The following is a 25,958-nucleotide window of genomic DNA, read 5'->3' as shown; positions in this document are numbered from 1 at the left end:
CCGCCCGAGCTCCGCGTGACCGAGCTCCTCCAGCACCTCGTCAACGGCCTCTCGCTCGGAACCATCTACGCCCTCATCGCGCTGGGCTACACGATGGTGTACGGGGTGCTGAAGCTCATCAACTTCGCCCACGGCGACGTCTACATGGTGGGCGCCTTCGCCGGCTACTACCTCGGCAACGCCCTCGACGTCGGCGACGAGCCGACGCTCATGAAGGCGGTGTTCGTGACCCTGGGCGCGATGGCGATCTGCGCGCTGCTCGGCGTGGTCATCGAGCGGCTCGCCTACCGGCCGCTGCGGCACCGCGCGCGGCTCACCTCGCTCATCACCGCCATCGGCGTCTCCTTCCTCCTCGAGTACGGCTTCCAGCTGCAGCCCTTCGGGTTCCTGCCCATCGAGTTCCCGCCCGGGCCGACGCCGCGCTTCTTCCCGGCGCTCGTGGAGCGGAGCGAGATCGAGCTCGCCGGGGTGGCGATCTCCAACTACGACGTCATCGGGCTCCTCGTGGCGGTGGGGCTCATGCTCGCCCTGCAGTTCATCGTGTACCGGACGCGGTTCGGCACGGCCATGCGCGCCGTCTCGTTCGACCCGCAGGTGGCCGGGCTCATGGGCATCCCGGTGAACCGGGTCATCGCCTGGACGTTCGCGCTCGGCAGCGCGCTCGCCGCGGCGGCGGGGATCCTGAACGCGGTGCCGCGGCCGCGCATCGATCCGCTCTTCGGCCTCATGCCCGGGCTCAAGGCCTTCGTGGCGGCGGTGCTGGGCGGGATCGGCAGCGTGCCCGGGGCGATGGTCGGCGGGCTCGTCCTCGGCCTCGCCGAGGAGTTCGTCTCCGGCTACACCTCGTCCTCGTACCGCGACGCCATCGCCTTCGCGGTCCTCATCCTCGTGCTGCTCCTCCGGCCCGAGGGGATCTTCGGACGGGCGCGCGTGGAGAAGGTCTGATGGCGGGCATCCCCCGGCTGCGCGCCTTCCTGCGCTCGGTGGCCCCGTTCCTCGTCGGGCTGCCCATCGTGTTCGCGCTCCAGGCGTTCCTCGCCGCCCAGGGGCGCGACGACCTGAGCTTCCTCCTCATCTCCATCGGCGTGAACGTGATCCTGGCGGTCTCGCTCAACGTCGTGAACGGCTTCACCGGCCAGTTCTCGCTGGGCCACGCCGGCTTCATGGCCGTGGGGGCGTACACCGCCGCGAAGATCACCCTCGCGCTCTCGGACGTGCAGCTGGCGTTCCTGCCCGGCTGGCTCTCCGACCAGGTCTTCTTCGCCCTCGCGCTCTCGGCGGGGATGCTCACCGCCGCGATCGCGGGCGTCCTCGTCGGGATGCCGTCGCTGCGCCTGCGCGGCGACTACCTCGCCATCGTGACGCTGGGGTTCGGCGAGATCATCCGCTCCGTCATCGAGAACATGCGGTTCCTCGGTCAGGCCACCGGCCTCTCCGGCCTGCCCCGGCTCACCAACCTCACCTGGGTGGGCGCGGGCGTCATCGCGACGGTGGTGATGGCGCGCCGCCTCGCGCTCTCCTCGCAGGGCCGGGCGCTCTTCGCCATCCGCGAGGACGAGGTCGCGGCCGAGGCCATGGGCGTCGACACCACCGGCTACAAGGTGCGGGCCTTCGTCATCGCCGCCGCCTACGCGGGGCTCGCGGGCGGCCTCATCGTGCACGTGCTCCAGCTCGCCACGCCGCGGAGCTTCACCTTCATCCGCTCGATCGAGGTGGTCGCCTTCGTGGTGCTCGGGGGGCTCGGCTCGGTGACCGGCTCCATCCTCTCGGCGGCGGTGCTCACCTGGCTCCTCGAGCGGCTGCGCGACATCCAGCAGTACCGCATGGTGGGCTACGCGCTCCTCCTCATCGTGCTCATGCTGCTCCGCCCGCAGGGCATCTTCGGCACGCGCGAGCTGTGGGACCTGCCGCTCTTCCGGCGCCTGCCGCGGCCGAAGCCGTTCCGCGGGGCCCTCGCGGGCACGCAAGGGGCCGCGCCGACCGAGACGCGCGACGATCGCGGCGAGCCAGGAGGCACCGCGTGACCGCCGCGAACCCGCTCGAGGCGGTGAGGGTCACCATGCGCTTCGGGGGGCTCAAGGCGCTCTCCGACTTCAACCTGGCCATGGCCCCGGGCGAGCTCGTCGGGCTCATCGGGCCGAACGGCGCGGGCAAGACCACCGCCTTCAACGCCATCACCGGCGTGTACGCGCCGAGCGAGGGGGAGGTGCGCGTCGGCGGCGTGCGCGTGAACGGGAAGCGCCCGCACGCGATCTGCGCCCTGGGCGTCGCCCGCACCTTCCAGAACATCCGGCTCTTCCGGGAGCTCACCGCCCTCGACAACGTGCGCGTCGCCTGCCACGCCACCGCCCAGGCCGGCTTCTTCGACGCGCTGTTCCTCACCGGCTCGCACCGCCTGGAGGAGGGCCGCATCCTCGCGCGGGCGGAGGAGTACCTCGCGGTGATGGGGCTCGCGCACCGGCGCGACGAGGTGGCGCGCAACCTGCCCTACGGCGAGCAGCGCCGGCTCGAGATCGCCCGCGCGCTGGCCACCGGCCCGAAGGTGCTCTGCCTCGACGAGCCCGCGGCCGGGATGAACGCCGCGGAGAAGACCGGCCTCATGCAGCTCATCCGCTCCATCCGCGATCGCTTCGGCATCGCGGTGCTCGTCATCGAGCACGACATGCGGCTCGTGATGGGGGTCTCGGAGCGGGTCCTCGTCCTCGACCACGGCGTCACCATCGCGGAGGGCCCACCCGAGCAGATCCGCCGGAACCCGAAGGTCATCGAGGCGTACCTCGGCGACGCGTACCTCGAGGAGAAGCACATCGCGGTGCCCGCGGAGGCGAAGCCGTGAGCGGGGCGATCCTGGAGGTGCGGGACCTCGCCGTGAGCTACGGCGGCATCGAGGCCTTGCGCGGCGTCTCGCTGGAGGTGCCGGAGGGCGCGGTGGTCGCCCTCATCGGCGCGAACGGCGCGGGCAAGACCACCACCCTGCGCGCCATCTCGCGCATGCTGCGCCCGGCCCGCGGCGCGGTGCGCTTCCTGGGCGAGGACGTGACGCGGCTCGCCTCGCACCAGCTCGTCGCCCGCGGCATGGCCCACGCGCCGGAGGGGCGCGGCATCTTCCTGAACCTCACGGTGGGCGAGAACCTGGAGCTCGGCGCCTACCTGCGCCGCGACCGCGACGGCATCGCCAAGGACGCGGAGCGCGCCTTCTCGCTCTTCCCCATCCTCCTCGAGCGGCGCGGGCAGGTGGCGGGCACGCTCTCCGGCGGCGAGCAGCAGATGCTGGCCGTGGCCCGCGCGATCATGAGCCGCCCGAAGCTCCTGCTCCTCGACGAGCCGTCCCTCGGCCTCGCCCCGCAGGTGGTGGAGAAGATCTTCGCCGTGCTGCGCGAGGTGAACGAGAGCGGCGTGGCGCTCCTGCTCGTCGAGCAGAACGCCCACAAGGCGCTCCAGCTCGCCCACCGCGCCTACGTCCTCGAGACCGGCGCGATCGCCATGACCGGCACCGGCAAGGAGCTGCTCGCCTCGCCCGAGGTGCGGCGGGCGTACCTGGGCGAGTAGGCCCCGGCGCGAGCGCGCCGGGGCCCGGGTCCACCCCCGCCCCACGATCAGAAGATCACCTGGCCGAAGAGGATCGCCCGATCGCCGGTCCGCACGTTCGCCTGTGACGCGTCCCGCTCGAAGTTCGCGATGAGTCGGGCGTTGATGGGCAGGACGTCCACGTACGCGCCGACCGTGTAGCGCTCGTTCCCGTCGCCCGCGGTGGCGCGGTTGCGATCGAACCGCTCGGCGCGCAGCACCGGGCCGACGTTCCAGGGCGTCTTGCCGTACAGGCCGGCGTACCAGCCGCGCGCGAGCACGTCCGAGCGCGCGCCCGTGGCGGCGTCGAAGACGTCGCGCTCCGACTGGATGAGCTCCGCCGCCGCGAAGAAGAAGGGGGTGTCGAGCGTGACGTCGCCGCCGTACGTCGTGAAGCGGAACGAGGTGTCGTCGACGGAGTCCTGGCCGTCGAACCGCCCGTTCGCGCCGAGGCCCGCGAGCTGGCGCCCGTAGCCGTACGAGCCGCCGGCCCGCGCGGTCGTCCGGCCGAGCTCGAGCGACAGGCCGGAGCGCGCCCAGAGGTTCTTCTGGTCGAGGTCGTCGCGCCGGCTCGGCCCCGCGCCGTTCGCCACGGTCGCGGCGAGCTCCGCGCCGACCCCGCCAGCGACCCTCCACTTACCGTTGACGCCGAGCCCGAGGTCTCGCGCGTCGCCGCTGGCGGTGAGGCTCGAGGTGGTGGTCGAGCGCGCCAGCGAGGCGACGACGTACGAGCTCGTCACCCACAGCAGCTTCGTGTCGCTCTCCGGCTGCTCGTAGCCGAAGGGCGTCTTCCACTGCCCGGCGCGCAGCTCGACGCCGGGGAGCCAAGGGAGCTTCTTCAGCGCGACGTAAGCGTCCTTCACGGCCACGTCGGCGGCCTCGAAGAGCAGCGAGTAGCCGACGTGCGAGGTCACCTCTCCGCGCACGCCGAAGCGGGCGCGCCGGAGCTCGACGGTGGAGGTGTTCGCGCCGGCGGCCGGGGCGTCGAGGCGGGAGGCCTGGACGTTGAGGACCCCGTAGAACGTGGGGAGGTGGCGGTCCTGCGCCGCGGCGGCGCCGGTTGGAGCCTGGACCACCGACGGTGCGGGGGGATCCTGGGGAACCGCGACGGTCGGGCGATCCTGGGCCGCCGCGGGGGCGGCGGCGAGCAGGGCGGCGAGAACGGCGATCGAGGGGCGAAGGGTCATGATCGTCTCCTGGAGAAGCGAGCGCGCTCAGCGGCCGGGCGCGTAGATCTGGTCGAAGACGCCGCCGTCCGCGAAGTGGGCGGCCTGCGCCTTCTGCCAGCCGCCGAACGCGTCGATCGTCACGAGGCGCATGGCGGGGAAGCGGCCGGCGTGGCGGGCCGCGACGGCGCGGTCGCGCGGGCGGTAGAAGTGCTTCGCGACGAGCTCCTGGCCCTCCGGCGTGTAGAGGAACTCGAGGTACGCCTGGGCGAGGGCGCGCGTGCCGTGCCGGTCCGCGTTCTTCTCGACCACCGCCACGGGCGGCTCCGCGAGGATGCTGGTGCGCGGCGCGACGATCTCGAACCGACCCTTGCCGAGCTGCTCGATCGCCAGGAACGCCTCGTTCTCCCAGGCGAGCAGGACGTCGCCGAGGCCGCGCTCGACGAAGGTGGTCGTGGAGCCCCGAGCGCCGGAGTCGAGCACCGGGACGTTCCGGAACAGGGCCGTCACGAACTCGCGCGCCTTGGCCTCGTCGCCGCCGCCCTTCTCGAGGGCGTGCGCCCAGGCCGCGAGGTAGTTCCAGCGCGCGCCGCCGGACGTCTTCGGGTTGGGGGTGATGACCTGGACCCCGGGTTTCACGAGGTCGTCCCAGTCGCGCAGGCCCTTGGGGTTCCCCTTGCGCACGAGGAACACGATGGTCGAGGTGTACGGCGCCGCGCGCTCCGGCAGCCGCTTCTGCCAGTCGGCGGGGAGCAGCCCGCGCGCGGCGATCGCGTCCACGTCGTAGGCGAGGGCGAGCGTGACCACGTCCGCCTCGAGCCCGTCGATCACCGCCCGCGCCTGCTTGCCGGAGCCCCCGTGGGACTGCCGCACGGTGACGGCCTGACCGGTCTTCGCCTTCCAGCGCGCCGCGAACGCCTGGTTGACGTCGTCGTAGAGCTCGCGCGTGGGGTCGTACGACACGTTGAGCAGCTTCGCCTCGCCTCCCTCCACCGCCCGCGCCGTCTCGCCGCCGCCCGCGAATGCGACGGCCACCAGCGCCGCGAGCCCAAGGACCTTCCACCGGCTTGCCTTCATGACGTGTCCTCTCCTGCCGGCCCAAGCGGCCGAGCATCCGTTATAACGGACATCCTAGATAACGGCGGATCGTCCGGTCAAGCGGACGGCGGTTCGGGAGCGAGACGGGCGCGCGGGTGGGTGCCGCGCGGGGCGTCCAGCCTCCCGAGGGAGGCGCCGGACGGGCGTCGCCTGGCCGACCCACCGCACGTAGGTTACGCGCCGGAGGACGGATGAGGGTGCTCGTGCTGGTGGTCGGGGCCGCGCTCATGGCGTGCGGGAACCCGGGCGCGAAGGACGCCCCGGGCGGCGACTTCGGCGAGGTCGCGGAGACGGACGTGACGCGGCTCTCCTGCGCCACGCGTCCCGAGCTCCCACCGCCGTCTCCGGCGAGCGGCTCGTGCGCGGACCTCGCGCTCCCGGCGCTCCCGCCCGCGGTCACCGCCAGCCTGCCTGCGTTCGGCGCGGGGGCAGCCTGCACCGTCGCCGCGGCGGACGGCACGGGCGCGGTCGCGGCCGGGCTCCTCTACGGACCGAGCTACGCCACCGGCTCCTTCGCGGTCTGGAACGCGGACGGCACGCAGGCCTGGTACGCGGCGGAGCCGGCGAAGCTCTACGGCGGGGGCGCAGTGGTCGGCGGGTCGGCAGGGTTCCTCGCCTATCGCCACGCCTCCGGCGCCGCGACGTTCACGGCCGACGGCCGCACGACCCCGGTCTCCGCCGATCCCTGGCCCGACGGGTTCGCGCTCCTCCAGCAGCGCGCCGGCTACCAGGGGCCGTACGCGGTCGCGCCCGACGGCGGCGGCGGCGCGCTGGTGGTCTCGTCCGGCCCCGGGGACGCCGCGGGCGAGAGCGGGATCTGGGCGGCGCGCTTCGACGCGAGCGGTGCGCTGCGCGCCTTCTGGACGGTGGAGTCCTCCCGTCGCGAGGCGGACGCGGCGGTGCTCCGCTCCTCCGCCGGCCTCGCCATCGGCGCCGACGGCGCGGGTCGCGTCCTCGTGCTCTGGTCGGGCGTGACGCCGTGCGCGCCCGGCGCGGTGGCCGCGCGCTGGTTCGACGCCGACGGGGCGCCCCTGGGGCCGCCGTTCGACGCCGGCGTCGCCGAGCCCGGCACGCTCGTCCCGCTCCTCGACGGGAGCCTCGCCCTTCAGGACGGCGCGGGCGCGTGGGTGCGCCGCTTCGAGGCGGGCGCGCTCGCCGGCGGTCCGGTCCCGGCGTGGCTCGCGGCGCGCGACGGGGCCGCGCTCCACCGCGTGCTCGGCGGCCGCGCCTACGCGCTCGCCCGCAGCGAGCCCGCCGCCGACGGCACCTGCTCCCAATCGCTCGAGCTCGTCGCGGCGGACGGCAGCGCCTGCGGGACCATCCAGCTCCCCGGCGCCGCGGTGTGCACGCCCTTCCCCTGGCGCGCGCCACGCTCGCCCTGGATCGGTCCGGACGGCACCATCGTGCACGAGGCGGCCGGAGAGCCCGGCGCGTGCACGTGGCGGTGGTGGCCGGGGGCGCTGCGCTGAAGGGCCGCGTTAGGGCGGCTGGTACCGAGTCCGGGCGAGGTCCGGACGCGGGGCCGCAGGGAGGGCCATAAGTAGCGTCGTCTTCAGCAGACGTTCGGCGGGAGCCGACGCCCTCTCTCCCCCCGTTGGCGTTCATCGCGTCGGACGAACCGAGGGACCGCCGCCGACGTCTCCGTGATCAGTCGCGGAACGCTCCGAGATCGATCCTCGCCACCCGCACCGGGTCCGCGAGCACGTCGATCTCGACGATCCGGCCGCGGGCGATGGTGAAGCCCAGCACGGCGAAGGGCCGGCCGGCCGCGTCGAAGGAGACGAGCCCAGCCGCGCCGTTGACGAGTGCGCGCTGGATGCGCGCGGCCCTCGCCGCGCCCTGTATAGCCTCCGTGGCCGCGGCCCTCGGGCCGCGGAACTCCCTCGACCCACCGGCACCTGCGGCTCCGAGCTCGACCCGGAGGACTACATCGGGATCGAGCACCGCCAGGAGCGCCTCGAAGTCGCCTCCGCGGGCGGCGGACAAGAAGGCATCGACCAACTCCCGCTGTCGGGAGAGGTCCGTGTCCGGAGCTGTCGGTGCGCCCTGGACCCGGCGGCGGGCGCGGCTCGCGAGCTGCCTCGCGGCGGCCGGCGAGCGCCCCACGATCGGAGCGATCTCCTCGAAAGGCATGGCGAACATGTCGTGCAGCACGAACGCGAGCCGCTCGGCGGGGGCCAGCGTATCCAGCACCACGAGCAAGGCGAGCCCGACCGAGCCGGCCAGGAGAGCTTCCTGCTCCGGGTCGAGACCACCTTCGCCGCTCACGATCGGCTCGGGCACGCGCACGCCCACCGGCTCCTCCCGCCGTGACGCCCGCGAGCGCAGCATGTCCAGGCAGACGCGCGCCACCACGGTGGTGAGCCATCCCTCGAGGTTGTCGATCCCTCCCGGGCCGGAGCGGCTTGAGTCGGACCCAGGCCTCCTGCACGGCGTCGTCCGCCTCGCTCAGCGAACCGAGCATCCTGTAAGCCACCGCCCGCAGGCGGCTGCGGCTCTCCTCGAACCGTCCGGCCAGCGCGTCGCTCGCGTCCATCATCGCTCCTCTTGTGGCTGGGTGACGGACGAGCGCGACTCGATGTGACGAGGATAGCCCGTCCGGAGGCCTGACGCGCCCGCCGGTCACGTCTCCGCATCGAGCTCCGTCATGCCGGAGACGGACAGAGGCGCCGACGCGACGGGGAATGTGACTCCCCCCCAGCGGCGGCCCACAACCCTCAGGAGAGAGAGATGATCACCACACCCGAGCAGAACCTGGCCGCTGCGGTCGCGTACCTCCGCGGCTACGACCGGAAAGATCCGGACGAAATCGCGCGTTACCTCCACCCGGAGGTGCGCTACAGCACGCCGGTCGCGCAGATGACCGGCAAGGCGGCGCTCGCCGAGGCGGCGAGCCGCTTCTCGGCCACGCTGAACGGCCTCACCGTTCGCGCGAAATTCGCGGCCGGAGAGCAGGTGATGCTGGCGTACGACGTCGAGGCCCCGGAGCCCATCGGCGTGCAGCACGCCGCGGCGCTCATCACGTTCCGGGACGGGCTCATCGCCGAGATGCAGGTTTACTTCGATCCGCGCCCCTTCGCACCCGCGAAGCGGTGAGCTTTCCCTCCCCTGGCGTTCAGCGGGGCGAGGGCGGCCGGCCACGCCCGGTCCTCCCTCTCCCCCGCGCTCGCCCCTAACGATTGATCACAAGTCCGGCTCCCTTCATGGCCTGGTAAGCGGCTTCGAAGTCCAGGAGCCGCTTCCAGCCTCGGCTGAGGCCTCTCCAGCCGGGGTCACTGTTACTCTTGAGATGGACGCCGAGGGTGGCGATCGCGTCGAGCACGTCTCGCGCGGTCGCCCTCGGGGGTAGCTTCCTGTTCGTCATGACCGATAGCCCTCGATGATTCGCGCGATCTCCGCTCCGGTGTCGATGGGCTCATCCGATCGAGGAGTGCGTAGACATCCGCCTCGCGGTCGGCGACGTGGATGAGCTTGCCCGGCCCGCCAACCTGGACGCTCGCCGCTTCGACCCCGCGGCCCCAGCGAAGTGACTCGCGCCCCGTCGCGCTCCTCTCGCCCTTGCGCGTCCACAGCTCACACCCAAGCACTCCGAGTGGCATCCGCTTGCCGTCCGCGGATACCGCGAGCGTCACATGCGCGAAGAAGCCCTTGCTCTTCTCGCCACGTTCCCGAGCCCAGCTCGGTCCGCCTCGCCGGGGAACACGACCCGGCGCCTCGACGGACGCTTGCTCATCCAAGCCGTAGATCACACCTCGGCTTGCCGAGTCCACTTGTGTGGGATTGTTAGCGCGGGGACTTGGAAGTGTTCTGACCGACATAGGAATCGGGATGCTGCCGGGAGTCGGGCAGTTTGGTATTTCGTCCCTGCTGGAAGATCCGATCACGAAGATCTCACTCGCCGAGGGGGCCGCACAGTTCGCGGTAAGTGTGGGTCTGGATGTAGTGGTGGCGATGCTTATCCCGGTCGCCGGAGCTGCCGCGCCGTTGGTGATTCCCGCAGCGATGATCGTTGGCGGTCTTACGAGTGCGGTTATTGGAGCGGTTGCCTCGAATGCCAAAGGCGAATCGTTCTCGTGGTCGCGAGCCGGACTGGACTTCGCCGTCGGCGCGGTAGGTGCGTCCGTGCCAGGGCTCATGCATCATCCGCGAGCTACTGAATCGAGTTCCGCCCGAGCGCATTGACACGAATCCGGAGGCACGACCCATGCTCGAACGCGTCGCGGCCCTCGCGAGGTGAAACCGGAGACCTGTCGACGCCTGCGCGGGTCCCACATCACAGGAGGTGACGGTCCAGAGGCGCTCGCGAGATCCGCTCACTTCCGACCGCCGCCGTCTCCGAGCCCGTCCGACCCGAGCGCTGAGCTCGGCTTCGCGCCGGACCGGAGCCGCGCGGCGTCGGGCAGCACCCCGCGCGGCCGCAGGAAGAGCACCGCGAGCGTGAGCGCGACGGCGGTGGCGACGACGCCGGCAATGGCGCGCGAGAGCGGCAGGCCCGCATGCTCGTGCAGCGCCGCCACGAGCGTCGGGGTGGCAGCGGCGATGAGCGCGCCCACGTGGTAGACGACCCCCATCGCGCGGCCGCGCACGTGGGCGGGGAAGAGCAGCGTGAAGAGCATCGGGGTGACGCCGGAGGTGCCCGCGCCGAGCACGCCGGCGAGGAGGGCGCCGGCCCACAGCAGCGGCGGCGCCGCGCCCACGTAGAGCGGCAAGATCGGCAGGAGCAGCACGCTCGGCACGGCGAGGGCGGGCACCACGCCGGCGCGGCCCGCGAGCCACCCGCAGGCGATCGCGCCGGCCATCATCCCCACGTTGAAGAGCGTGACGAGCCCGGCCACCTCGCCGGGCGTGCGTCCCAGCTCCCCCTGGAGCAGCGAAGGCCAGAGGCCCGTCAGGCCGTAGTAGATCGAGAAGGTCATCCCCCACAGCGCGCTCGCCCAGCCGATCCGCGCGAGCACCCTCTCGCGCCGGAGCTCCGCGAGGGTCGGACGTGGGCGCTCCCGCGCGGCGCGCCACTCGGCGCTCTCCGGGACGAACAGGCGAATGGGAATGACGAGCAGCGCGGGGAGCGCCGCGAGGAGGAACAGCGGCCGCCAGCCGAACGCGGGCACCACCCACGCGTACGCGACGCCGGCGAGGATGTAGCCGAGCCCCCAGCTCCCCTGGAGCACGCCGGAGGCGATGCCGCGGCTGCGCGCGGGCCAGCTCTCCATCGCGAGCGTCGCGCCGGCGGTCCACTCCGCGCCCATGCCGAAGCCGAACAGCGTGCGCAGCACGAGCACCCACCCGAACGACGGCGCGAACGCCACCGCGCCGTCGCAGGCGGCGAACCAGACGATGGAGATCATGAGCGGGAGCTTGCGCCCCACGCGATCGGCGAGCGCGCCGGCGGCGAGGCCGCCCGCGAGGCGCGTGAGGAGCGTGAGGGTGATGCTCCCCGCGGTCGCGACGTAGGTGACGCCGAACTCCTTCGCGATGTCGCGCATCGCGAGCAGGAAGATGGTGAAGTCGAAGCCGTCGAGCACCCAGCCGAGCCAGGCGGCGAGGAACGAGTTCCACTGCGGCCGCGTCGGCTCGCGCCACCAGGCGACGCGGTCCGGAGGGACCCTCATGTGCCCTGGCCTCCGGCGGCGGCGCGCTGACAGCCTGTCGTCGGGTCCATGTCGGGCACGCGCATAACCGGCCGGGCGGGGCGGCGTCAAACGAGGGCAGCGGCACGCGGACGGGCGACCGCGACGGCGACTACGACCCCGACCCCGACCCCGACCTCGACCCCGACCTCGCCCTCGACCCCGACCCCGACCCCGACCTCGACCCCGACCTCGACCCCGACCTCGACCCCGACCTCGACCCCGACCCCGACCTCGACCTCGACCTCGACCGCCACTCGACCACGACGTCATCGTCGTCAGCGATGAAGGAGGATCCATGGAACTCAGTGACCTGAAGGTGATCGTCACCGGCGCCGCCCGCGGGATGGGCGCCCACTTCGCGCGCCGGCTCGCCGAGACGGGCGCCGCGGTGGCGGCGGGCGACGTGGACGAGCCGGGGCTCGCGGAGCTGCCGGCGGGCGTCCACCGTCGCCGCCTCGACGTCTCCGACGAGCGCGACGTGCAGGCGTTCGTCGCCTGGGCGGCGCAGGCGATGGGCGGGCTCAACGGGCTCGTGAACAACGCCGGCATCATCCGCGACGGCCTGCTCGTGAGGCGCGACCGCGCCACCGGCGAGATCAGCACGCTGCCGCGCGCCGACTGGGACGCGGTCATCGGAGTGAACCTCACCGGCGCGACGCTCATGGTGCGCGAGGTGGCGGCGGCGATGGCCCGCGCCGGCACGAGGCCGGGCGTCATCGTCAACATGTCCTCCATCGCGCGCCACGGGAACCGCGGCCAGTCGAACTACGTCGCCGCCAAGGCGGCGCTCGCGGCGAACACGGTCACCTGGGCGCGCGAGCTCGCGCCCTTCGGGATCCGCGTGGCCGCCATCGCCCCAGGCATGATCGAGACGCCCATGACGCAGGGCATGAACCAGAAGGCGCGCGACGCGCTCGTGGCGATGATCCCGGTCGGCCGCATCGGCGTGCCGGAGGACGTGTGGAGGGCGCTCCGCTTCATCGTCGAGTGCGACTACTTCGACGGGCGCTGCGTGGACGTGGACGGGGGCCTCTCGATGTGAGGCGATGGGGCTCCCTCCCGCGCGGGCGGGGCCGCCCCACCCCGTACGCGCACGTCACGCCTCGGGAGGATGGGGCTCCGCCGAGTCCCGCCGCGACGCCGTCGTGCGCCGGTGCTGCACCGCTCGAGGAGCAGGGCAGCGCACCCAGGTCGGAGTGATCCCGAGATCCTGGGGCAAGAGCTCCGGAGAGACCTCGAGCCAGTCCGCTCGGTCGTGCTCGAACAGGACCTCCCGCGCGCCGTAGTTCTTCAGCACGATCGCCAGCAGGAACGCGTCGCGCCCGGCCGCGTGCCGGACGGCCACGGGGAGGATGGGCAGCAGCGCCGGAGCCGCGCCGCCGCTCGGTTCGAGGCACGACGCCCCGTCCACGGTCGCCAGCGCGGCGATCGCCGTCCACCGCTCCCGGCGTGCGAGCGACCGCACGTCGCGCGGCCCGAGCGCGGCGCCTCCGAGCGGCGCGCTCGGGCGGAGGGCGGTGATCCTTCCGCCGAGGGTCCCGGTGGGCCGCGACAGCAGCTTCGCGACGCCCACGTGGTCGGGATCGTCCGTGCCGTACAGCGCGCGCGCCTCCTCGCGCGGATCGCGCACGAACGCGTCCGTGACGTCGAGCACGGCGCGCAGCCGGCCGCGCGCATCCCCCAGCGCCGCAGCCCCGTGGCGCAGGGCCCCCGCCATCTGCTCGATGGTCACGGCGAGCGTGACCGGGATGGGCCACGGCGTGCCGTTCGCCAGCCGAAGCCGGTCGAGGACGCTCCGGTAGTCGTGCACCCCCATGAACCCGGACAGCGGGCTCGCGGCGCCGGAGGCGAGGAGGTCGAGGTCCGCGGCTTCGCGCGCGTCCAGCGAGATCCGCGGGAGGCGAGCGGCTCGATCGCGCAGCTCCGCGGCGCGATCGGCGTGGACGTGAAGATCGACCAGCACACCTGCATGAGGTTCGGGAAGGCGGGTCATCGCGCAGCTCCAATGCTGAGAGCGCCGCCGCGGCACGGCACCGGGACGGCGCAGGCCGTCCGCCGGGTCGTAGGGTTTCGGGGGAGGAGCAGCGGAGAGGAGAGCCTCCCCGCGTGGCCGGGCGCAGCTAGCCGCGGGCGAACGCGCCCGGCAGGCGACACATGCAGGGCGCGTACTCCGCCGCGCCGAGGGTCTGCGAGCTGTCGGGTCGTGACATCGACGCCGATGCTAGGCACGCCGCCCTGCACGCGTCAATGGTCCCCCGGGACGGAGCCGCTCACCACCGCGGTGGGCCGGCGACCAGGCGGCGGTCGGTCACGGGTGCGCCGCGGTGCGCTCGCGCGCCATCAGCGACGCGAGCGCGGCGACCGCCTCCGGCCGCCGCGCGATCCGGGTCGGGTGGAAGCCGCAGCGCGCCAGCTCGAGGTCCCTCACGGCGCCGCCCGGCGCGCGCGCGTGCGCGACGATGGCGGCGCCGTCCTCGAGCCGCGCCTCCTCGCCGGCCGACTCCAGCTCCACCCAGAGCGCCTGCCCCGGCGGCTGCGTCGCGAGCCAGTTGCGCATCCCGGCCTCGTACTCCGTCCGCTCGACGGGCGGCAGGTAGTCGCGCACCACCGTCTGGTAGACGAGCACCACCGCGCCGCGCTCGGCGGCGGAGAGCACGTCCAGGCGCGCCGGCACCGCGGCCGCGGCCACCGGGGAGAGCACCGGCGCGTCCGGGCGCGTCTGCGCCTGCCGGTAGGTCGCGAGGGCCAGCTCGAGTCGCTCCAGCCGCTCGACGTCCTCCGGCCATACGCACGCGCGGATCCAGTCCGCGTCCTCCTGCTCGGACGCGTCGAGGGGCGCGGGATCGAGCCCGAGCCGAGTCACGGCTCCGATCCCCCTCGCCACCTCGAGGGGCTCGCCCCGCTCGTCGGTCCAGGTGGCGGGCAGGAGGTCCGCGATCAGGTTCAGCCCCGCGCTCGCGCCGACGTCGACGAGCGCGACCGGGCGAGCGCCGTGGGAGAGGCCGGCGAGCGCCGCGGGCCACAGCCAGGCGACCGCGCGCGACGTGTCGTTGGTCTGCAGGCTCCGCTGCGCGAGCGCGTCGAAGAGCGCCTCGCGCTTGCCGTCGAGCGCGGCGCGCAGGGCGCCGGCGGTGACCGCCTCGGCGCGCGGCGGGCGGGCGGCGAAGCCGTGGAACAGCGGGTGCGCCTCGCCCTCGCGCATCGCCTCGTAGCGGAGCGCGGCGAGCAGCAGCAGCGGCCGGTCCCACGGCGCGTGGAAGATGCGCCGCGCCCACGCCGCGTCGAGGAAGCGCCCGGGCGCCCCGCGGAGCACCTGCGGGAGGAGCGCCAGAGCGCGCTCGTACGGCGGTGAGCGGGTGGCGAGCCGCGCGCGCTGCAGCGCGAGCTCCTCGAACAGCCCGTCGACCCCGCTCCGTGGCTCGGTCATCCGCGCCTCCCCGACACCCATGCTGCGGACGGTCGTCGCCTGCCGCCTCCCCGGAGGAGGGCAGCGCGCGGGAGAGGTCCCGAGGGTTCGTCAGGGCGGTGGTGGGGCGGGCGCCTGGACGGTCGCGAGGCGGCGGCGGCGCGCGGGGGCGACGGCGAGGTGGCCGAGCGCCACCGCGCTCCCGAGCGCGAGGCAGAGCAGCCACAGGGACCGCGCGCCGAGCCGGGTGAGCACCTCGCCGCCGAGGAGCGGCGCCGTCGCGAAGGCGAGGCCCCACGCCATGGAGAACGCCCCCTGGTACCGCCCGCGCAGCGCCACCGGCGCGAGGTTGGCCACGACCGCGTTCGCCGCGGGGAAGCCGACCACCTCGCCGACGGTCCAGAGCAGCATGCCCGCCGCGTACACGGTGAGCGGGCCGAGCGCGGCGCCGAGCGGCGCGTCCACCGCCGCGTTCACGCCGAAGCCGAGCCCGAACAGGAGCGCGCAGAGCGCGAGCAGGTGCGCGCCGTCGCGCCGCTGCAGCGCGGGGCCGAGGAGCGGCTGGAGCACGACCACGCCGAGCCCGTTCAGCGCCATCAGCGTCGAGAAGACCCTGGGGCCGAGCCCGTGGGCGCCCATGTCGAGCGGCGCGGCGAGCTGGAACTGGAGGAACACCACGAGGCCGGCGAGGTGCAAGAGCAGGAACACGACGAGCGGGCCGTCGCGGAGGGCGAGGGACATCCCCGCGAGCGGCGAGTGGGCCTGGGTCCCGGGGGGCCTGGTCTCCGGCACGCGCAGGAAGACGATGAGCGCGAAGATCGCGCAGGTCGCGGCGTCGGCCAGGAACAGCAGCGCGAAGCCCCGCTCGGCGACGAGCCCCGCCACCGAGAGGCTGATGCTCCACCCGAGGTTCACCGCCCAGTACACGAGGCCGTAGGCGCGCACGCGGTCGGCGGGGGGCACGAGGTCCGCGATCGCCGCGTTCATGGCCGGCCGGTAGAGCTCGCTCGTGAGCGCGGCGAGGAACGCGAACAGGCCGAGGAGCCACGGCGCGCGCAGGAACGCGATCGTGCCGACCACGACCGCCCCCAGCCCGAGCGAGAGGAGCATCGTGGCCCGCCGGCCGATGGCGTCGGCGAGGGTGCCGCCGAGGGGACCGGCGACGAGGACGCCCACCCCGAAGAGCGACACGATCCGCCCCGCCGCGTCCGGCGCGAGCCCGCGCTCGCCGACGAGGTAGAGGCCGAGGAAGATGGGGACGAAGGTCGCGAGCCGGTTCACGAGCATCCCGGCGAACAGCGTCCAGAACGTCGGGGGGAGGCCGCCGACGGCGGCGGAGAACGTCTCGCGGAGCGGGCGCAAGCCGGGCGAGCTTTACCAGAGGTCGCCCACGGCCCGCTCGCCCTTCGACGGGCTCAGGGCGAGCGGATCGATCGGTGCCGCGGGCCCTCCAGACGAGAACGGCCGCCCTCGCGGGCGGCCGTCTCTCGGTTCAGCGCTGCTGCGCTCGCGACTAAATGTCGAAGTACAGCGCGAACTCCATCGGCGAAGGCCGCATCCGGACCGGCGTGACCTCCTTGTCGTACTTGTACTGGATCCAGGTCTCGATCACGTCCTCGGTGAAGACGTCGCCCTTGAGCAGGAACTTGTGGTCCTTGCGGAGGCACTCGAGCGCGTCCTCGAGCGAGCCCGGCATCTTCGGGATGTCCTTCAGCTCCTCCGGCGACATGCCGTAGATGTCCTTGTCGAGCGGCTGGCCGGGGTTGATCTTGTTCTCGATGCCGTCGAGGCCGGCCATGAGCATGGCGGCGAAGGCGATGTAGCCGTTGCAGGACGGATCCGGCGAGCGGAACTCGATGCGCTTCGCCTTGGGCGACGGCGAGTACATCGGGATGCGGATGGAGGCGGAGCGGTTGCGCGCCGAGTAGGCGAGGTTCACCGGCGCCTCGAAGCCGGGGACGAGCCGCTTGTAGGAGTTCGTGCCGGGGTTGCAGAGCGCGGCGAGCGCCGGGCCGTGCTTCAGGATGCCGCCGATGTACCACATGGCGAGGTCGGACAGCCCCGCGTAGCCGTCGCCCGCGAAGAGCGGCTTGCCGGCCTTCCAGATCGACTGGTGCACGTGCATGCCGGAGCCGTTGTCGCCGTAGAGCGGCTTCGGCATGAAGGTCACGGTCTTGCCGTGCCGGCGGGCGACGTTCTTGATGATGTACTTGAACCACTGGAGGTTGTCGGCGCACTTCACCAGCGACTCGAAGCGGATGTCGATCTCCGCCTGGCCGGCGGTGGCGACCTCGTGGTGCTGGCGCTCGACGTGGATGCCGACCGACTCCATCACCTTGCACATCTCGGTGCGCAGGTCCTGCTGCGAGTCGGTCGGGGCGACCGGGAAGTAGCCCTCCTTGTAGCGGGGCTTGTAGCCGAGGTTGCCGCCCGCCTCCTCACGGCCGGTGTTCCACTGCCCCTCCACCGAGTCGATCTTGTAGAAGGCGTGGTTCACGCCGTGGTCGTAGCGGACCTCGTCGAAGACGAAGAACTCCGGCTCCGGCCCGAAGAACGCGGTGTCGCCGATGCCGGTCGACTTGAGGTAGCGCTCCGCCTTGAGGGCGATGTTGCGCGGGTCGCGCGAGTACGGCTCCTTCGTGATCGGGTCGACCACGTTGCAGATGAGCGAGAGCGTGGGCTCCGCCATGAACGGATCGATGGCCGCGGTCTCGGCGTCCGGCATGACGAGCATGTCGGAGGCGTGGATCGCCTGCCAGCCGCGGATCGAGGAGCCGTCGAAGCCGAGGCCGGCCTCGAAGACCTCCTCGGTGAGCTCGTAGAGCGGGATGGAGAAGTGCTGCCAGATGCCGACGAAGTCCATGAACTTCAGGTCGACGTAGGTGGCCTTCCTCTCCTTGGCGAGGTCAATGGCCTGCTTCGGCGTCATCTTCGGCATTCGGTCTTCTCTCCGAGAAAGTCGGGGTGGTCGGGCGGGTGTTTAGCACGCTGCATGCCACGCCCGGACGGCTACGCACCGGGCGATCCAGGCGGGTTCGGCACGCCGCTGCGTGGCACCCGGGCAGCGCGCTGCCCGGATCCCGAGCAGCGGACGCTTCCCGCGGCGCAGTCTGCCCGGAGTGCCCCTCCCGACGCCACGGCGGCCCGGCGGGCGGGCGCCGCCCACGGGACACCGCGGCGGGCCGCAGTCGCTCGATATGCAGGCAGGCGGGTGCCCGGCAGGCGAGCGGCGGGGAGGCTGGCTCCGGGCTCCGGGGATACGGGCACGGGACGCCACGGCTCGCTCTCCCGAACCCAGCAGCCCGTAACCTGAGCCTCCTCAGCGCGACTTCATCCCCAGCGCGCGCATCCGCTCCCGCAGCGTGTTCCGGTTCATCCCGAGCAGCTCCGCGGCGCGCAGCTGGTTGCCGTTCGTGCGAGCGAGGGCCGCGGCGAGGAGCGGCGCCTCGAGCGTCGCCAGCGCGGCGTGGTAGCGGCCGCCCTCCGGGGCGGGCGCATCGAGGATCGACTCCACCAGCCCGTTGAGGCCGCGCTCCTGCCCGGTGGCCGCGGGCAGCAGGCCGGAGAGGTCCTTCGCCGTGACGCGCGGGCCGGCCAGCTTGAGGAGCGCGCGCTGCACGACGTTCTGCAGCTCGCGGACGTTGCCGGGCCAGGGGTGGGAGAGCAGCAGGGGCTCGGCGTCGCGCGCGATCGCGACGGGCCGCCCCTTGAGCTGCTCCCCGTACTTCGCGACGAAGTGGCGCGCGAGGAGGACGACGTCGCCCTCGCGCTCGCGCAGGGGCGGCAGCCGGATGGGCACCACCGCCAGCCGGTAGTAGAGGTCGCGCCGGAAGCGGCCTTCCTCCACCGAGCGCGCGAGGTCCGCGTTCGTGGCCGCGACGATGCGGACGTCCACCGGGAGCGGCCGCGTGCCGCCGACGCGATCCACCTCGCGCTCCTGCAGCACGCGCAGCAGCTTCGCCTGCAGCTCGATCGGCATCTCGCCGATCTCGTCGAGGAACAGGGTCCCGCCGCTCGCGAGCTCGAACTTGCCGGGGCGCCGCTCCACCGCGCCGGTGAAGGAGCCCTTCTCGTGGCCGTACAGCTCGCTCTCGATGAGATCCTTCGGGATCGCGGCCATGTTGACCGTGACGAAGGGGCCGCGGGCGCGGGTGGAGTTCGCGTGGACCGCGCGGGCCACGAGCTCCTTGCCGGTGCCCGACTCGCCCATGAGCAGGACGGTCATCTCCGTCCGCGCCACGCGGCCGATCTCCTTGTAGACCTCGATCATCGCCGCCGAGCGGCCGATGAGGGTCTCGGGGAGCGCGATCTCGCTGAAGCGGCGCGGCTCCGCGTGCGGCTCGATCTCGCGCTCGATGCCGCCGGGCTCGGGCAGCTCGTGGCCGTTCGCGCCCTCCGGCTCGGCCGCGGCGAGGTCGCGCACGAGCTTCTCGACGCGGGCGAGATCGAAGGGCTTGCCGAGGTAGTCGGCGGCGCCGCGCTTCATGGCCTCCACGGCCGAGCGCATGGTGTCCTCGGCGGTCATCACCACGATGAAGGGCGAGTCGGAGCGCCCGCCGATCTCGCCGAGCAGCTTGAAGCCGTCGTCCCCGGGCAGCCGCACGTCGAGCAGCACGAGGCCGACGCCGTTGCGGCCGCCGCCGAGGGCGCGGAGCTTGTCGCGCGCCTCCTCGGCGCTGCCGGCTTCCTCGAAGGGCACGCCCGCGCGCTCGCAGGTGCGCCCGAGCACGAACCTGACCGACGGCTCGTCGTCGACGATGAGGACCTTCCGCACCACGCCTCCGTTCCGCTTGCGCTCGTCCTGCCGTAAGCAAGGACGGGGCCAGCTCGCTACCGCCGGCCGGGGCCCGTCTCGCCCGGTGCCGGATCAGGCGTCGAGCGGAAGGTAGACGTTCGCCTCCGCCCCGCCGCCGGCGCGGTTCTTCACCTCGATGCGCCCGCCGTGCGCCTCCACGATGCGGCGGGACACCGCCAGGCCGAGGCCGGTGCCGTGAGCCTTGGAGGTCGCGAAGGGGGTGAACAGCCGATGCAGCATGGGCTCCGCGATCCCCGAGCCGTTGTCCTGCACCGAGAGCCGCACGAGGGGCCGGGTGCGGCCGCTCGCGGAGCGGAGCCGGAGCGACGAGACGCCGGTCTCGAGCGCGATCTGCGCCCCCTGCCGCCCGGCCACCGCGTCGAGGGCGTTCCGCACGAGGTTCAGGAGCACCTGGGTGAGCTTCTCGGCGTCGAGGTGCAGCTTGGGGAGCGACGGATCGTAGCGCTCCACGAACGTGACCCGCTCCGCGCCGGGGATGCCGCGCACGAGGACGAGCACGTCGCCCACGATCTCGTGCAGGTCGATGGCCGCGGTCTGGAGCGCCGCCGGGCGGGCGAGGTCGAGGAGCTCGCGCACGAGCCCGTCCACGCGCTTCGCCTCGCGCGCGATCACCGCCGCGTACTCGCGCGCCGGCCCTTCGGCCTCGCGGGCGAGGAGCTCCGCCGAGCCCTGCAGGCCGGCGAGCGGGTTGCGGATCTCGTGCGCGAGGCCCGCGGCCAGCGCCTCGAAGTCCAGCGCGCGCTCCGACGCGCGCGGGATGCGCAGCACGACGACGGTGCCCACGCAGGCGGAGCCGTCGAGGAGCGGCCCCGCCTCCACCGCGATCGGGATGCCGGGATCCTGCGGGCTCGGGTAGTGGATCGACTGGCTCTCCTGCGAGCTGCGCACGCGCTCGCAGAGGACCGCGAGCTGCGCGCCGCCCGGCAGCGCGCGCACCGGCAGCTCCACCGCGCGCTCCCGGCTGCGGCCGAAGAGCTCCTCGGCGGCGGGGTTCAGGTGGACGACCCCGCCGTCGGCGCCGACGATCAGGACCGCGTCGGCGATGGAGTCGACGGCCGCCCGGGCCAGCGCCGCCGGGAGCGGAGGAGGCTTGCCGTTCCGGGACAAGCGCGCGGCCTAGAGCGCTTCGTCGCCGCGCTCGCCGGTGCGGATGCGGATGACCTCCTCCACCGGGAGGACGAAGATCTTCCCATCCCCGATGCGGCCGGTCTTGGCGGCGCGCTCGATGACCTCCACCACGCGGCCCACGAGCTGATCGGAGACGACCACCTCGACCTTCACCTTCGGGAGGAAGTCCACCACGTACTCGGCGCCGCGGTAGAGCTCGGTGTGCCCCTTCTGGCGGCCGAAGCCCTTCACCTCCGTGGCGGTCAGGCCGGCGACGCCCACCTCCGACAGAGCCTGCTTCACCTCGTCCAGCTTGAACGGCTTGATGATGGCCTCGACCTTCTTCACGGCGCACCCCTGTGGGTAAGTGTCTGTTTTTCCACGCTACGCCGGGGCCCTGCCCCGGTCAACGAACCCGGCGTAACGCTCCCGGCCGGCTGCCCCGGGGCGTGCTGCCTGGATTTCGGGCCCGCTGCTGCTCGATATCCGGACAGCGCTCGGCTCGCCGGCCTCGATGACGACGCGTACCCCGGCCAGACCGGCGGAGCGCCTACGGATCGACCGCCAGGAGCCCGGAGCACAAGCGGAGGGCTGCAACCGTCAGGCCACGGGTGGGTTTCCGGGCTTCGGGGCTTCAGGAGAGCGTGCGCGGGACGACGGGTCTCCCGTGGAACCCTGCACCGGCGCTTTTGACCGTGGCCGGTAGCCTGTAGCCTCGTTCCCCTGGCCCGCAGCTCGAAGCCTGCCATGTCCGTCACCTCGCTCGCGCTCCTCGCCGCGGCCGCGCTCCTCGCGCTCGCGGTCCTCACCGGTCTTCACTACGCGTTCTGGCAGCGGGTCCTCGCGGCGCCGACGGGCGAGGACGAGGTCCTCCACGCGCGCACCGGCGACGGCTGGACGCTCGCCCTCGGGCGGCGGCGGCCGCGGGGGCCGGCGCGGCTCCCGCCGGTGCTGCTCGTGCACGGCATCGCCATGAACCGGCAGGCCTTCGACTTCGGCGTGGAGCGCTACTCGGTCTCCGCCTTCCTGGCTCGCGCAGGGTTCGACTGCTTCGCGCTCGACCTGCGCGGCCACGGCGGCTCGCGCCGGGGCCCGACCCGCCGCTGGAACCTCGACACCTACCTGCGCGAGGACCTCCCCGCCGCGCTCGACGCCATCCGCGACGCGACCGGCGAGGCGTCCGTCCTCTACGTCGGCCACAGCCAGGGCGCGCTCCTCGGCATGGCCGCCTGCGCGCTCCACCCCGAACGGCTCCGGGCCATCGTCGCGCTCGCGCCGCCCGCTCACTTCGACGCCCAGGCGCGGCTCCGCGCGCTCGTGAAGCTGCGCCACCTGCCGGTCGGCGGGTTCGTGCGGCTCCTCTCCCGCCTGGTCGCCCCCTTCTCCGGCTACTGGCACCCGGCCCCGGCGGAGCTCGCCATCAACCTGCGCAACGTCGAGCGGCCGGTGTACCGGCGCATGCTGTCGAACGCGATCGAGAACCTCCACCGCGGGGTCCTCGAGCAGTTCGCGACGTTCGTGCGGGAGGACTCGTTCCGCTCCATGGACGGCCAGCACGACTACCGCGCGCTCCTCGCGAGCTGCCGGCAGCCGGCGCTCTTCGTCTCCGCCGAGAAGGACGGGCTCGCGCCGCCCGCGGTCGTCGAGGCGGCGTTCCGGGGCTGGGGCGGGCCGAAGCGCTACTGGAGCTGCGGGCGGGACTACGGCCACGGGGACGTGCTCGTCGGCCGGAACTCGCCGGAGGTGGTGTTCCCGATGATCCGCGACTTCCTCCTCGAGCACAGCGAGGGGCGCCCCGTCGTGCAGCGCGACGCCGCGGGGCGCGGTTCGTCCGGCGCGGCCGGGCCGGGGTAGCATCGCGTCGTGCGCCTGCGCTTCGCCCTCGCCGCCCTGCTCCCCGCGCTGCTCTCGCTCGCGGTGATGGCCCTCGTCGCCGACCGCCTCGCCCGGCGGGCCCTCGACGACGAGGTCTCCGCGCGCCTCGTCGTGGCCGCCAAGGCCGCCGCCGCGGCCCTGCCCGCGGAGCGCGTCGTGCGGCTGGAGGCCGGGCAGGAGGGGAGCCGCACCTACGGCCACCTCCGCGCCCGGCTCCTCCCGGTGGCGCGCGCGACGGGCACGCGGCTCATCGTGGTCAAGCCCGACCGCACCGCGCTCGTGGACTCCGAGGGGCGGATGCCCATCGGCGAGCCGGTGCCTGCGCTGGAGCGCGACCGCTTCGAGATCGCCGAGGCCGCCGCCGGGCGGGCGATGGCGAGCCAGGTGCTGTTCGAGGGCTCGGACGGCCGGCTCTACAAGACCGGCTACGCCCCGCTCTCCGACCCGCAGGGCAAGGTGGTCGCGGTGGTCGGGGCGGACGGGACCGCCGCGTCGTTCGCGACGCTGCGCCGCTTCCGCCGCCTCCTCGGCACGGTGGCGATCGCCGGCGCGGTGCTCGGGGCGCTGGTGGCCGCGCTCGCCTCGCTCTCGGTGACCCGGCCGCTCACGCGCCTCACCGAGGCGGCCAGGCGCATCGCGCGCGGCGACCTCGAGACGCCGCTCTGGCGGCGGGCGCGCCGCGACGAGATCGGCACGCTGCGCGACACGCTCGAGGAGATGCGCCGGGCGCTCCGGGCGCGCGACGAGGAGCGGGAGACGCTGCTCGCCGGCATCGCGCACGAGGTGCGCAACCCGCTCGGCGCGCTGGACCTGTTCGCGGGGCTGCTCGCCGAGGAGCTCCAGGGCCGGGCGCAGGCGCCGCACGTGGCGCGCATCCAGAGCGAGCTCGCGGCGCTGTCCAAGGTGGTGGAGGAGTTCCTCGACTACGCGCGCGCGCGGCCGCCGCTGCGCGAGCCGGTGGATCTGCGCATCGTGCTCGCCGAGGTCGCCGATCTCGCCGCCCCCCTCGCGGCGCAGCGACAGGTCTCCATCGCCGTGGAAGGCGAGGGCGAGGCGAAGGCCGATCGCGAGCAGCTCCGCCGGGCCTTGCTGAACCTCGTCCGCAACGCCGTCGAGGCCGCCCCTGCGGCGAGCGAGGTCGAGGTGGCCGCGCGCGTGGCCGACGGCGAGGCGCACATCGAGGTGCGCGACCGCGGCCCGGGGCTCGCCGCGGAGGCGCGCGCGAGCCTGTTCCGGCCGTTCTTCACCACCAAGGAGAAGGGGACCGGGCTCGGCCTCGCCCTCGCGAAGAAGGTGGCCGACGCTCACGGCGGCACGCTGTCGCTCGAGCAGCGCGACGGCGGCGGCACGATCGCGCGCCTCGCCCTGCCCGCCGACTCGGCGCGGCCGCACGCCACCCTCGTCCGCGTGGCGACGCTCGGGCTCGGTTCGAGGCGCAGCTAGGGCGCGGCGGGGCGCGGCGAGCGGCGCGCCGTCACTCGGCGAGCACGCGCTCGCCGTCGCGCAGGCGCAGGAGCGCGACGTTGCCGTCCTCGTCCACCCGCAGGTCCACGAGGGCCTTCCCGCGCCGGGCGCGCAGCGCCTCGTCCACCGCCGCGCGGCGGGACTCCGGCACGTAGAAGCGGCCCGCCGACACGATCTCCAGCCCGCGTCGCGTCATCACCGCCCGCAGGGCGGCCCGGCCGCTGGCGGTGGTCGCCGGCCGCTCCCGCGCCACGCCCACCGCGCGCCAGGCCGGCTCGCCCAGCTCCACGAGGATGTAGGCCGTCTCCCCGGTGTCGAGGCGGGCCTCGGCGAGGCCGGGCGGCACCTCGGCGGCGTACCGCAGCGTGGCGTAGTAGCCGGAGAGGACGTCGTAAGGATCGAACGGCACGGTCTCGAGCGTCACCACGGTCCCCTCGAGGCGGGCACGGACCTGGCGGAGCGGGATGGCCGCCAGGATCGCCACCTGGAGGGCGAGCACCGCGGCGAGGCGCAGGGGGCTACGCGAGGGCATGGTTCACCTCCTCGCGCTCGGCGCGGCGCCGCTCGAAGGCCACCCCGGCGACGATGACGAGCACGCCGCAGGCGATGAACGCGGCCCCCTTCAGCCACAGGTGCGTCTCGATCTCGAGGAAGCGGCTCGCCACCAGCACCCCCGAGACCGCCATGCCCTCCCAGAACGGCCCGCGGGCGAGCCAGGAGAGCCCGCGCACGATGCGGCCGATGGCGAGGAAGGCGAGCGAGAGGTTCGCCACCACCGCGGCGCCGCGGCCCGCCTCGAGCGAGAGGCCGGCCCCGAGGGCGAGCACCGTCGCGGCGAGCAGCATCGCCTCGCCGCGGGCGAGCGGATCGACGTCGTCGCGGCGGAGCCCCGCCGCGAGCGCCGCGACCGCGGCGGCGAGGAGCGGGAGGACCACGAGCGCGATGGCGGGCGTGATGCCGTCCTCGAAGCGGAGGTGGTTCGCGACGTCGTGGAAGGAGAGGAGAAAGGCGGCGCCGTAGAACGCGAGGCGGCCGAGGAGCCGCGAGGCCGCCGCGAGCGGGAGGCGAGAGGGATCGCGCACCACGAGCGCCCCCGCGGCGAGGGCCGCGCCGAGCGCCGCGATCATGGGCAGCACGCCCTCGTCGGCGCGGAGCGCGTCGTGTCCGCTCGCGAGCGTGAGCGCCACGCCGACCGCGCCCACGGCGAGGAGCGTCCGCGACCGGGTGCGCCAGGCGAGGGCCGCGACGGCCGCGCCGCCCGCGTACGCGAGGGCGATGCCTGGGCGGGCGTGATCGCCGGCGAAGCCCGGCCCGAACAGCCACAGCCCCGCGACGGCGGCGAGCAGCAGGTGCGGGCCGCTCTCGTACAGGAGCGCGGCGGCGAGCGCGCCGGCGGCGAAGGCGCCGAACGCGCCCCACCAGGCGCCGGACACGTGGAAGATCTGGGCGACGAGCCCGATGCTCGCGCCGAACACGAGGGTGCCGAGCACCGTCAGGGCGTGCCCGAGCCGCGGCGAGCGGCCGGCTCCCTTCCACAGCCACCACCCGGCCCCGTGCGCGGCCGCCATGCTCACGCCCAGCGTGACGAGCTTCGCCGCGGCGGACATGGACTCCCAGTGCCAGGCGACGAGCGAGATCACGCCCGCGCCCACGAGGAGCGCGCCCAGCACGTACACGGCGAGGAAGCTCGGGCCGCCCGGCTCCGCCGCCGCGAGGTCGTAGCGCGCGGCGAGCGCGCGGGCCGCCTCGTCGGTGACGAGCCCCTCGGCGCGCCAGGCGGGTAGCTCGCGGCGCAGCCCTTCGCGGAACCCCCGTGATGCCCGTTCCAT

General features: G+C 73.8%; 24 protein-coding genes. 10 read left to right on the top strand and 14 right to left on the bottom strand.

What is annotated here, in order from left to right:
• Window positions 1-15 precede the first annotated feature (15 nt).
• The 4 genes from ANAE109_RS22660 to ANAE109_RS22645 are packed head-to-tail and all read left to right on the top strand — an operon-like array spanning window position 16 to window position 3,549.
• On the top strand, window positions 16-945 hold the full coding sequence (locus ANAE109_RS22660; RefSeq protein WP_012099243.1) for a branched-chain amino acid ABC transporter permease: 930 nt from the start codon (window positions 16-18) through the stop codon (window positions 943-945).
• A complete protein-coding gene (locus ANAE109_RS22655) occupies window positions 945-2,024 on the top strand; it encodes a branched-chain amino acid ABC transporter permease (protein ID WP_012099242.1) in 1,080 nt (359 codons plus the stop codon). The genes ANAE109_RS22660 and ANAE109_RS22655 overlap by 1 nt, the downstream gene beginning before the upstream one ends.
• Before the next feature lie 35 nt (window positions 2,025-2,059).
• Entirely contained in the window at window positions 2,060-2,836 is a 777-nt protein-coding gene (locus ANAE109_RS22650) for an ABC transporter ATP-binding protein (RefSeq protein WP_083777038.1), read from the top strand.
• On the top strand, window positions 2,833-3,549 hold the full coding sequence (locus ANAE109_RS22645; protein WP_012099240.1) for an ABC transporter ATP-binding protein: 717 nt from the start codon (window positions 2,833-2,835) through the stop codon (window positions 3,547-3,549). The genes ANAE109_RS22650 and ANAE109_RS22645 overlap by 4 nt, the downstream gene beginning before the upstream one ends.
• A gap of 47 nt (window positions 3,550-3,596) precedes the next feature.
• Here the strand turns inward: ANAE109_RS22645 and ANAE109_RS22640 are convergent, their stop codons facing one another.
• Complete coding sequence (locus tag ANAE109_RS22640; protein WP_012099239.1) at window positions 3,597-4,754, bottom strand: porin; 1,158 nt, start codon at window positions 4,752-4,754, stop codon at window positions 3,597-3,599.
• Window positions 4,755-4,781: 27 nt separating this feature from the next.
• Window positions 4,782-5,810 carry a sulfate ABC transporter substrate-binding protein gene (locus ANAE109_RS22635; RefSeq protein WP_012099238.1) on the bottom strand — a complete coding sequence of 343 codons (1,029 nt, stop codon included), beginning with the start codon at window positions 5,808-5,810 and terminating at the stop codon, window positions 4,782-4,784.
• Window positions 5,811-6,022: 212 nt separating this feature from the next.
• Here ANAE109_RS22635 and ANAE109_RS22630 point away from each other — a divergent pair, with 212 nt between their 5' ends.
• Window positions 6,023-7,300, top strand: coding sequence for a hypothetical protein (locus ANAE109_RS22630; RefSeq protein ID WP_041448641.1), 1,278 nt, complete (start codon window positions 6,023-6,025; stop codon window positions 7,298-7,300).
• Between the two features lie 178 nt (window positions 7,301-7,478).
• Here the strand turns inward: ANAE109_RS22630 and ANAE109_RS22625 are convergent, their stop codons facing one another.
• Entirely contained in the window at window positions 7,479-8,186 is a 708-nt protein-coding gene (locus tag ANAE109_RS22625) for a sigma factor-like helix-turn-helix DNA-binding protein (RefSeq protein WP_012099236.1), read from the bottom strand.
• A 375-nt stretch (window positions 8,187-8,561) separates the two neighbouring features.
• Between ANAE109_RS22625 and ANAE109_RS22620 the strand changes: the two genes are divergently transcribed.
• Both ANAE109_RS22620 and ANAE109_RS25130 read left to right on the top strand, forming a co-directional pair.
• The gene (locus ANAE109_RS22620) at window positions 8,562-8,927 is read left to right on the top strand and encodes a nuclear transport factor 2 family protein (RefSeq protein WP_012099235.1); all 366 of its coding nucleotides are present in this window, start codon (window positions 8,562-8,564) and stop codon (window positions 8,925-8,927) included.
• A gap of 732 nt (window positions 8,928-9,659) precedes the next feature.
• Window positions 9,660-10,013 (top strand): hypothetical protein, encoded by a 354-nt coding sequence (locus ANAE109_RS25130; RefSeq protein ID WP_143828046.1) that lies wholly within the window; start codon window positions 9,660-9,662, stop codon window positions 10,011-10,013.
• Between the two features lie 131 nt (window positions 10,014-10,144).
• Here the strand turns inward: ANAE109_RS25130 and ANAE109_RS22615 are convergent, their stop codons facing one another.
• Together ANAE109_RS22615 and ANAE109_RS25445 are read right to left on the bottom strand one after the other, a co-directional pair.
• Window positions 10,145-11,440, bottom strand: coding sequence for an MFS transporter (locus ANAE109_RS22615; RefSeq protein WP_012099233.1), 1,296 nt, complete (start codon window positions 11,438-11,440; stop codon window positions 10,145-10,147).
• A gap of 86 nt (window positions 11,441-11,526) precedes the next feature.
• The gene (locus tag ANAE109_RS25445) at window positions 11,527-11,715 is read right to left on the bottom strand and encodes a hypothetical protein (protein ID WP_041448640.1); all 189 of its coding nucleotides are present in this window, start codon (window positions 11,713-11,715) and stop codon (window positions 11,527-11,529) included.
• A 41-nt stretch (window positions 11,716-11,756) separates the two neighbouring features.
• Here ANAE109_RS25445 and ANAE109_RS22605 point away from each other — a divergent pair, with 41 nt between their 5' ends.
• On the top strand, window positions 11,757-12,503 hold the full coding sequence (locus ANAE109_RS22605) for an SDR family oxidoreductase (protein WP_012099232.1): 747 nt from the start codon (window positions 11,757-11,759) through the stop codon (window positions 12,501-12,503).
• 54 nt (window positions 12,504-12,557) lie between these two features.
• On the opposite strand, the gene ANAE109_RS22600 is transcribed toward ANAE109_RS22605, so the two are convergent.
• The 7 genes from ANAE109_RS22600 to ANAE109_RS22570 all read right to left on the bottom strand — a co-directional run bounded on the left by ANAE109_RS22600 (window position 12,558) and on the right by ANAE109_RS22570 (window position 21,138).
• On the bottom strand, window positions 12,558-13,454 hold the full coding sequence (locus ANAE109_RS22600) for a sulfate adenylyltransferase (protein ID WP_012099231.1): 897 nt from the start codon (window positions 13,452-13,454) through the stop codon (window positions 12,558-12,560).
• 315 nt (window positions 13,455-13,769) lie between these two features.
• A complete protein-coding gene (locus ANAE109_RS22595; RefSeq protein ID WP_012099230.1) occupies window positions 13,770-14,888 on the bottom strand; it encodes a DUF2332 family protein in 1,119 nt (372 codons plus the stop codon).
• A 90-nt stretch (window positions 14,889-14,978) separates the two neighbouring features.
• Window positions 14,979-16,229 (bottom strand): MFS transporter, encoded by a 1,251-nt coding sequence (locus tag ANAE109_RS22590; RefSeq protein WP_012099229.1) that lies wholly within the window; start codon window positions 16,227-16,229, stop codon window positions 14,979-14,981.
• 151 nt (window positions 16,230-16,380) lie between these two features.
• Window positions 16,381-17,805, bottom strand: coding sequence for a type I glutamate--ammonia ligase (glnA, locus tag ANAE109_RS22585; RefSeq protein ID WP_012099228.1), 1,425 nt, complete (start codon window positions 17,803-17,805; stop codon window positions 16,381-16,383).
• A 381-nt stretch (window positions 17,806-18,186) separates the two neighbouring features.
• Window positions 18,187-19,644 carry a sigma-54 dependent transcriptional regulator gene (locus tag ANAE109_RS22580; RefSeq protein ID WP_234945212.1) on the bottom strand — a complete coding sequence of 486 codons (1,458 nt, stop codon included), beginning with the start codon at window positions 19,642-19,644 and terminating at the stop codon, window positions 18,187-18,189.
• A 90-nt stretch (window positions 19,645-19,734) separates the two neighbouring features.
• The gene (locus ANAE109_RS22575) at window positions 19,735-20,790 is read right to left on the bottom strand and encodes a nitrogen regulation protein NR(II) (protein WP_012099226.1); all 1,056 of its coding nucleotides are present in this window, start codon (window positions 20,788-20,790) and stop codon (window positions 19,735-19,737) included.
• Window positions 20,791-20,799: 9 nt separating this feature from the next.
• The gene (locus tag ANAE109_RS22570; RefSeq protein ID WP_012099225.1) at window positions 20,800-21,138 is read right to left on the bottom strand and encodes a P-II family nitrogen regulator; all 339 of its coding nucleotides are present in this window, start codon (window positions 21,136-21,138) and stop codon (window positions 20,800-20,802) included.
• Between the two features lie 399 nt (window positions 21,139-21,537).
• On the opposite strand from ANAE109_RS22570, the gene ANAE109_RS22565 reads away from it, so the two are divergent.
• Window positions 21,538-22,644 carry an alpha/beta hydrolase gene (locus ANAE109_RS22565; RefSeq protein ID WP_012099224.1) on the top strand — a complete coding sequence of 369 codons (1,107 nt, stop codon included), beginning with the start codon at window positions 21,538-21,540 and terminating at the stop codon, window positions 22,642-22,644.
• A 9-nt stretch (window positions 22,645-22,653) separates the two neighbouring features.
• Window positions 22,654-24,108, top strand: a complete 1,455-nt coding sequence (locus ANAE109_RS22560) for a HAMP domain-containing sensor histidine kinase (protein WP_012099223.1) — start codon at window positions 22,654-22,656, stop codon at window positions 24,106-24,108.
• Window positions 24,109-24,139: 31 nt separating this feature from the next.
• Here ANAE109_RS22560 and ANAE109_RS22555 read toward each other — a convergent pair whose 3' ends face one another.
• Window positions 24,140-24,661, bottom strand: coding sequence for a GDYXXLXY domain-containing protein (locus ANAE109_RS22555; RefSeq protein ID WP_012099222.1), 522 nt, complete (start codon window positions 24,659-24,661; stop codon window positions 24,140-24,142).
• Window positions 24,648-25,958: a DUF2157 domain-containing protein gene (locus ANAE109_RS22550; RefSeq protein WP_012099221.1), complete on the bottom strand. Its 1,311-nt coding sequence runs from the start codon at window positions 25,956-25,958 to the stop codon at window positions 24,648-24,650. Before ANAE109_RS22550 ends, ANAE109_RS22555 begins: the two co-directional genes overlap by 14 nt.

The organism is Anaeromyxobacter sp. Fw109-5, assembly GCF_000017505.1.
In the GTDB taxonomy this organism is placed as follows: Bacteria; Myxococcota; Myxococcia; order Myxococcales; family Anaeromyxobacteraceae; genus Anaeromyxobacter.
This window is presented reverse-complemented; position numbering and strand designations above follow the sequence as displayed.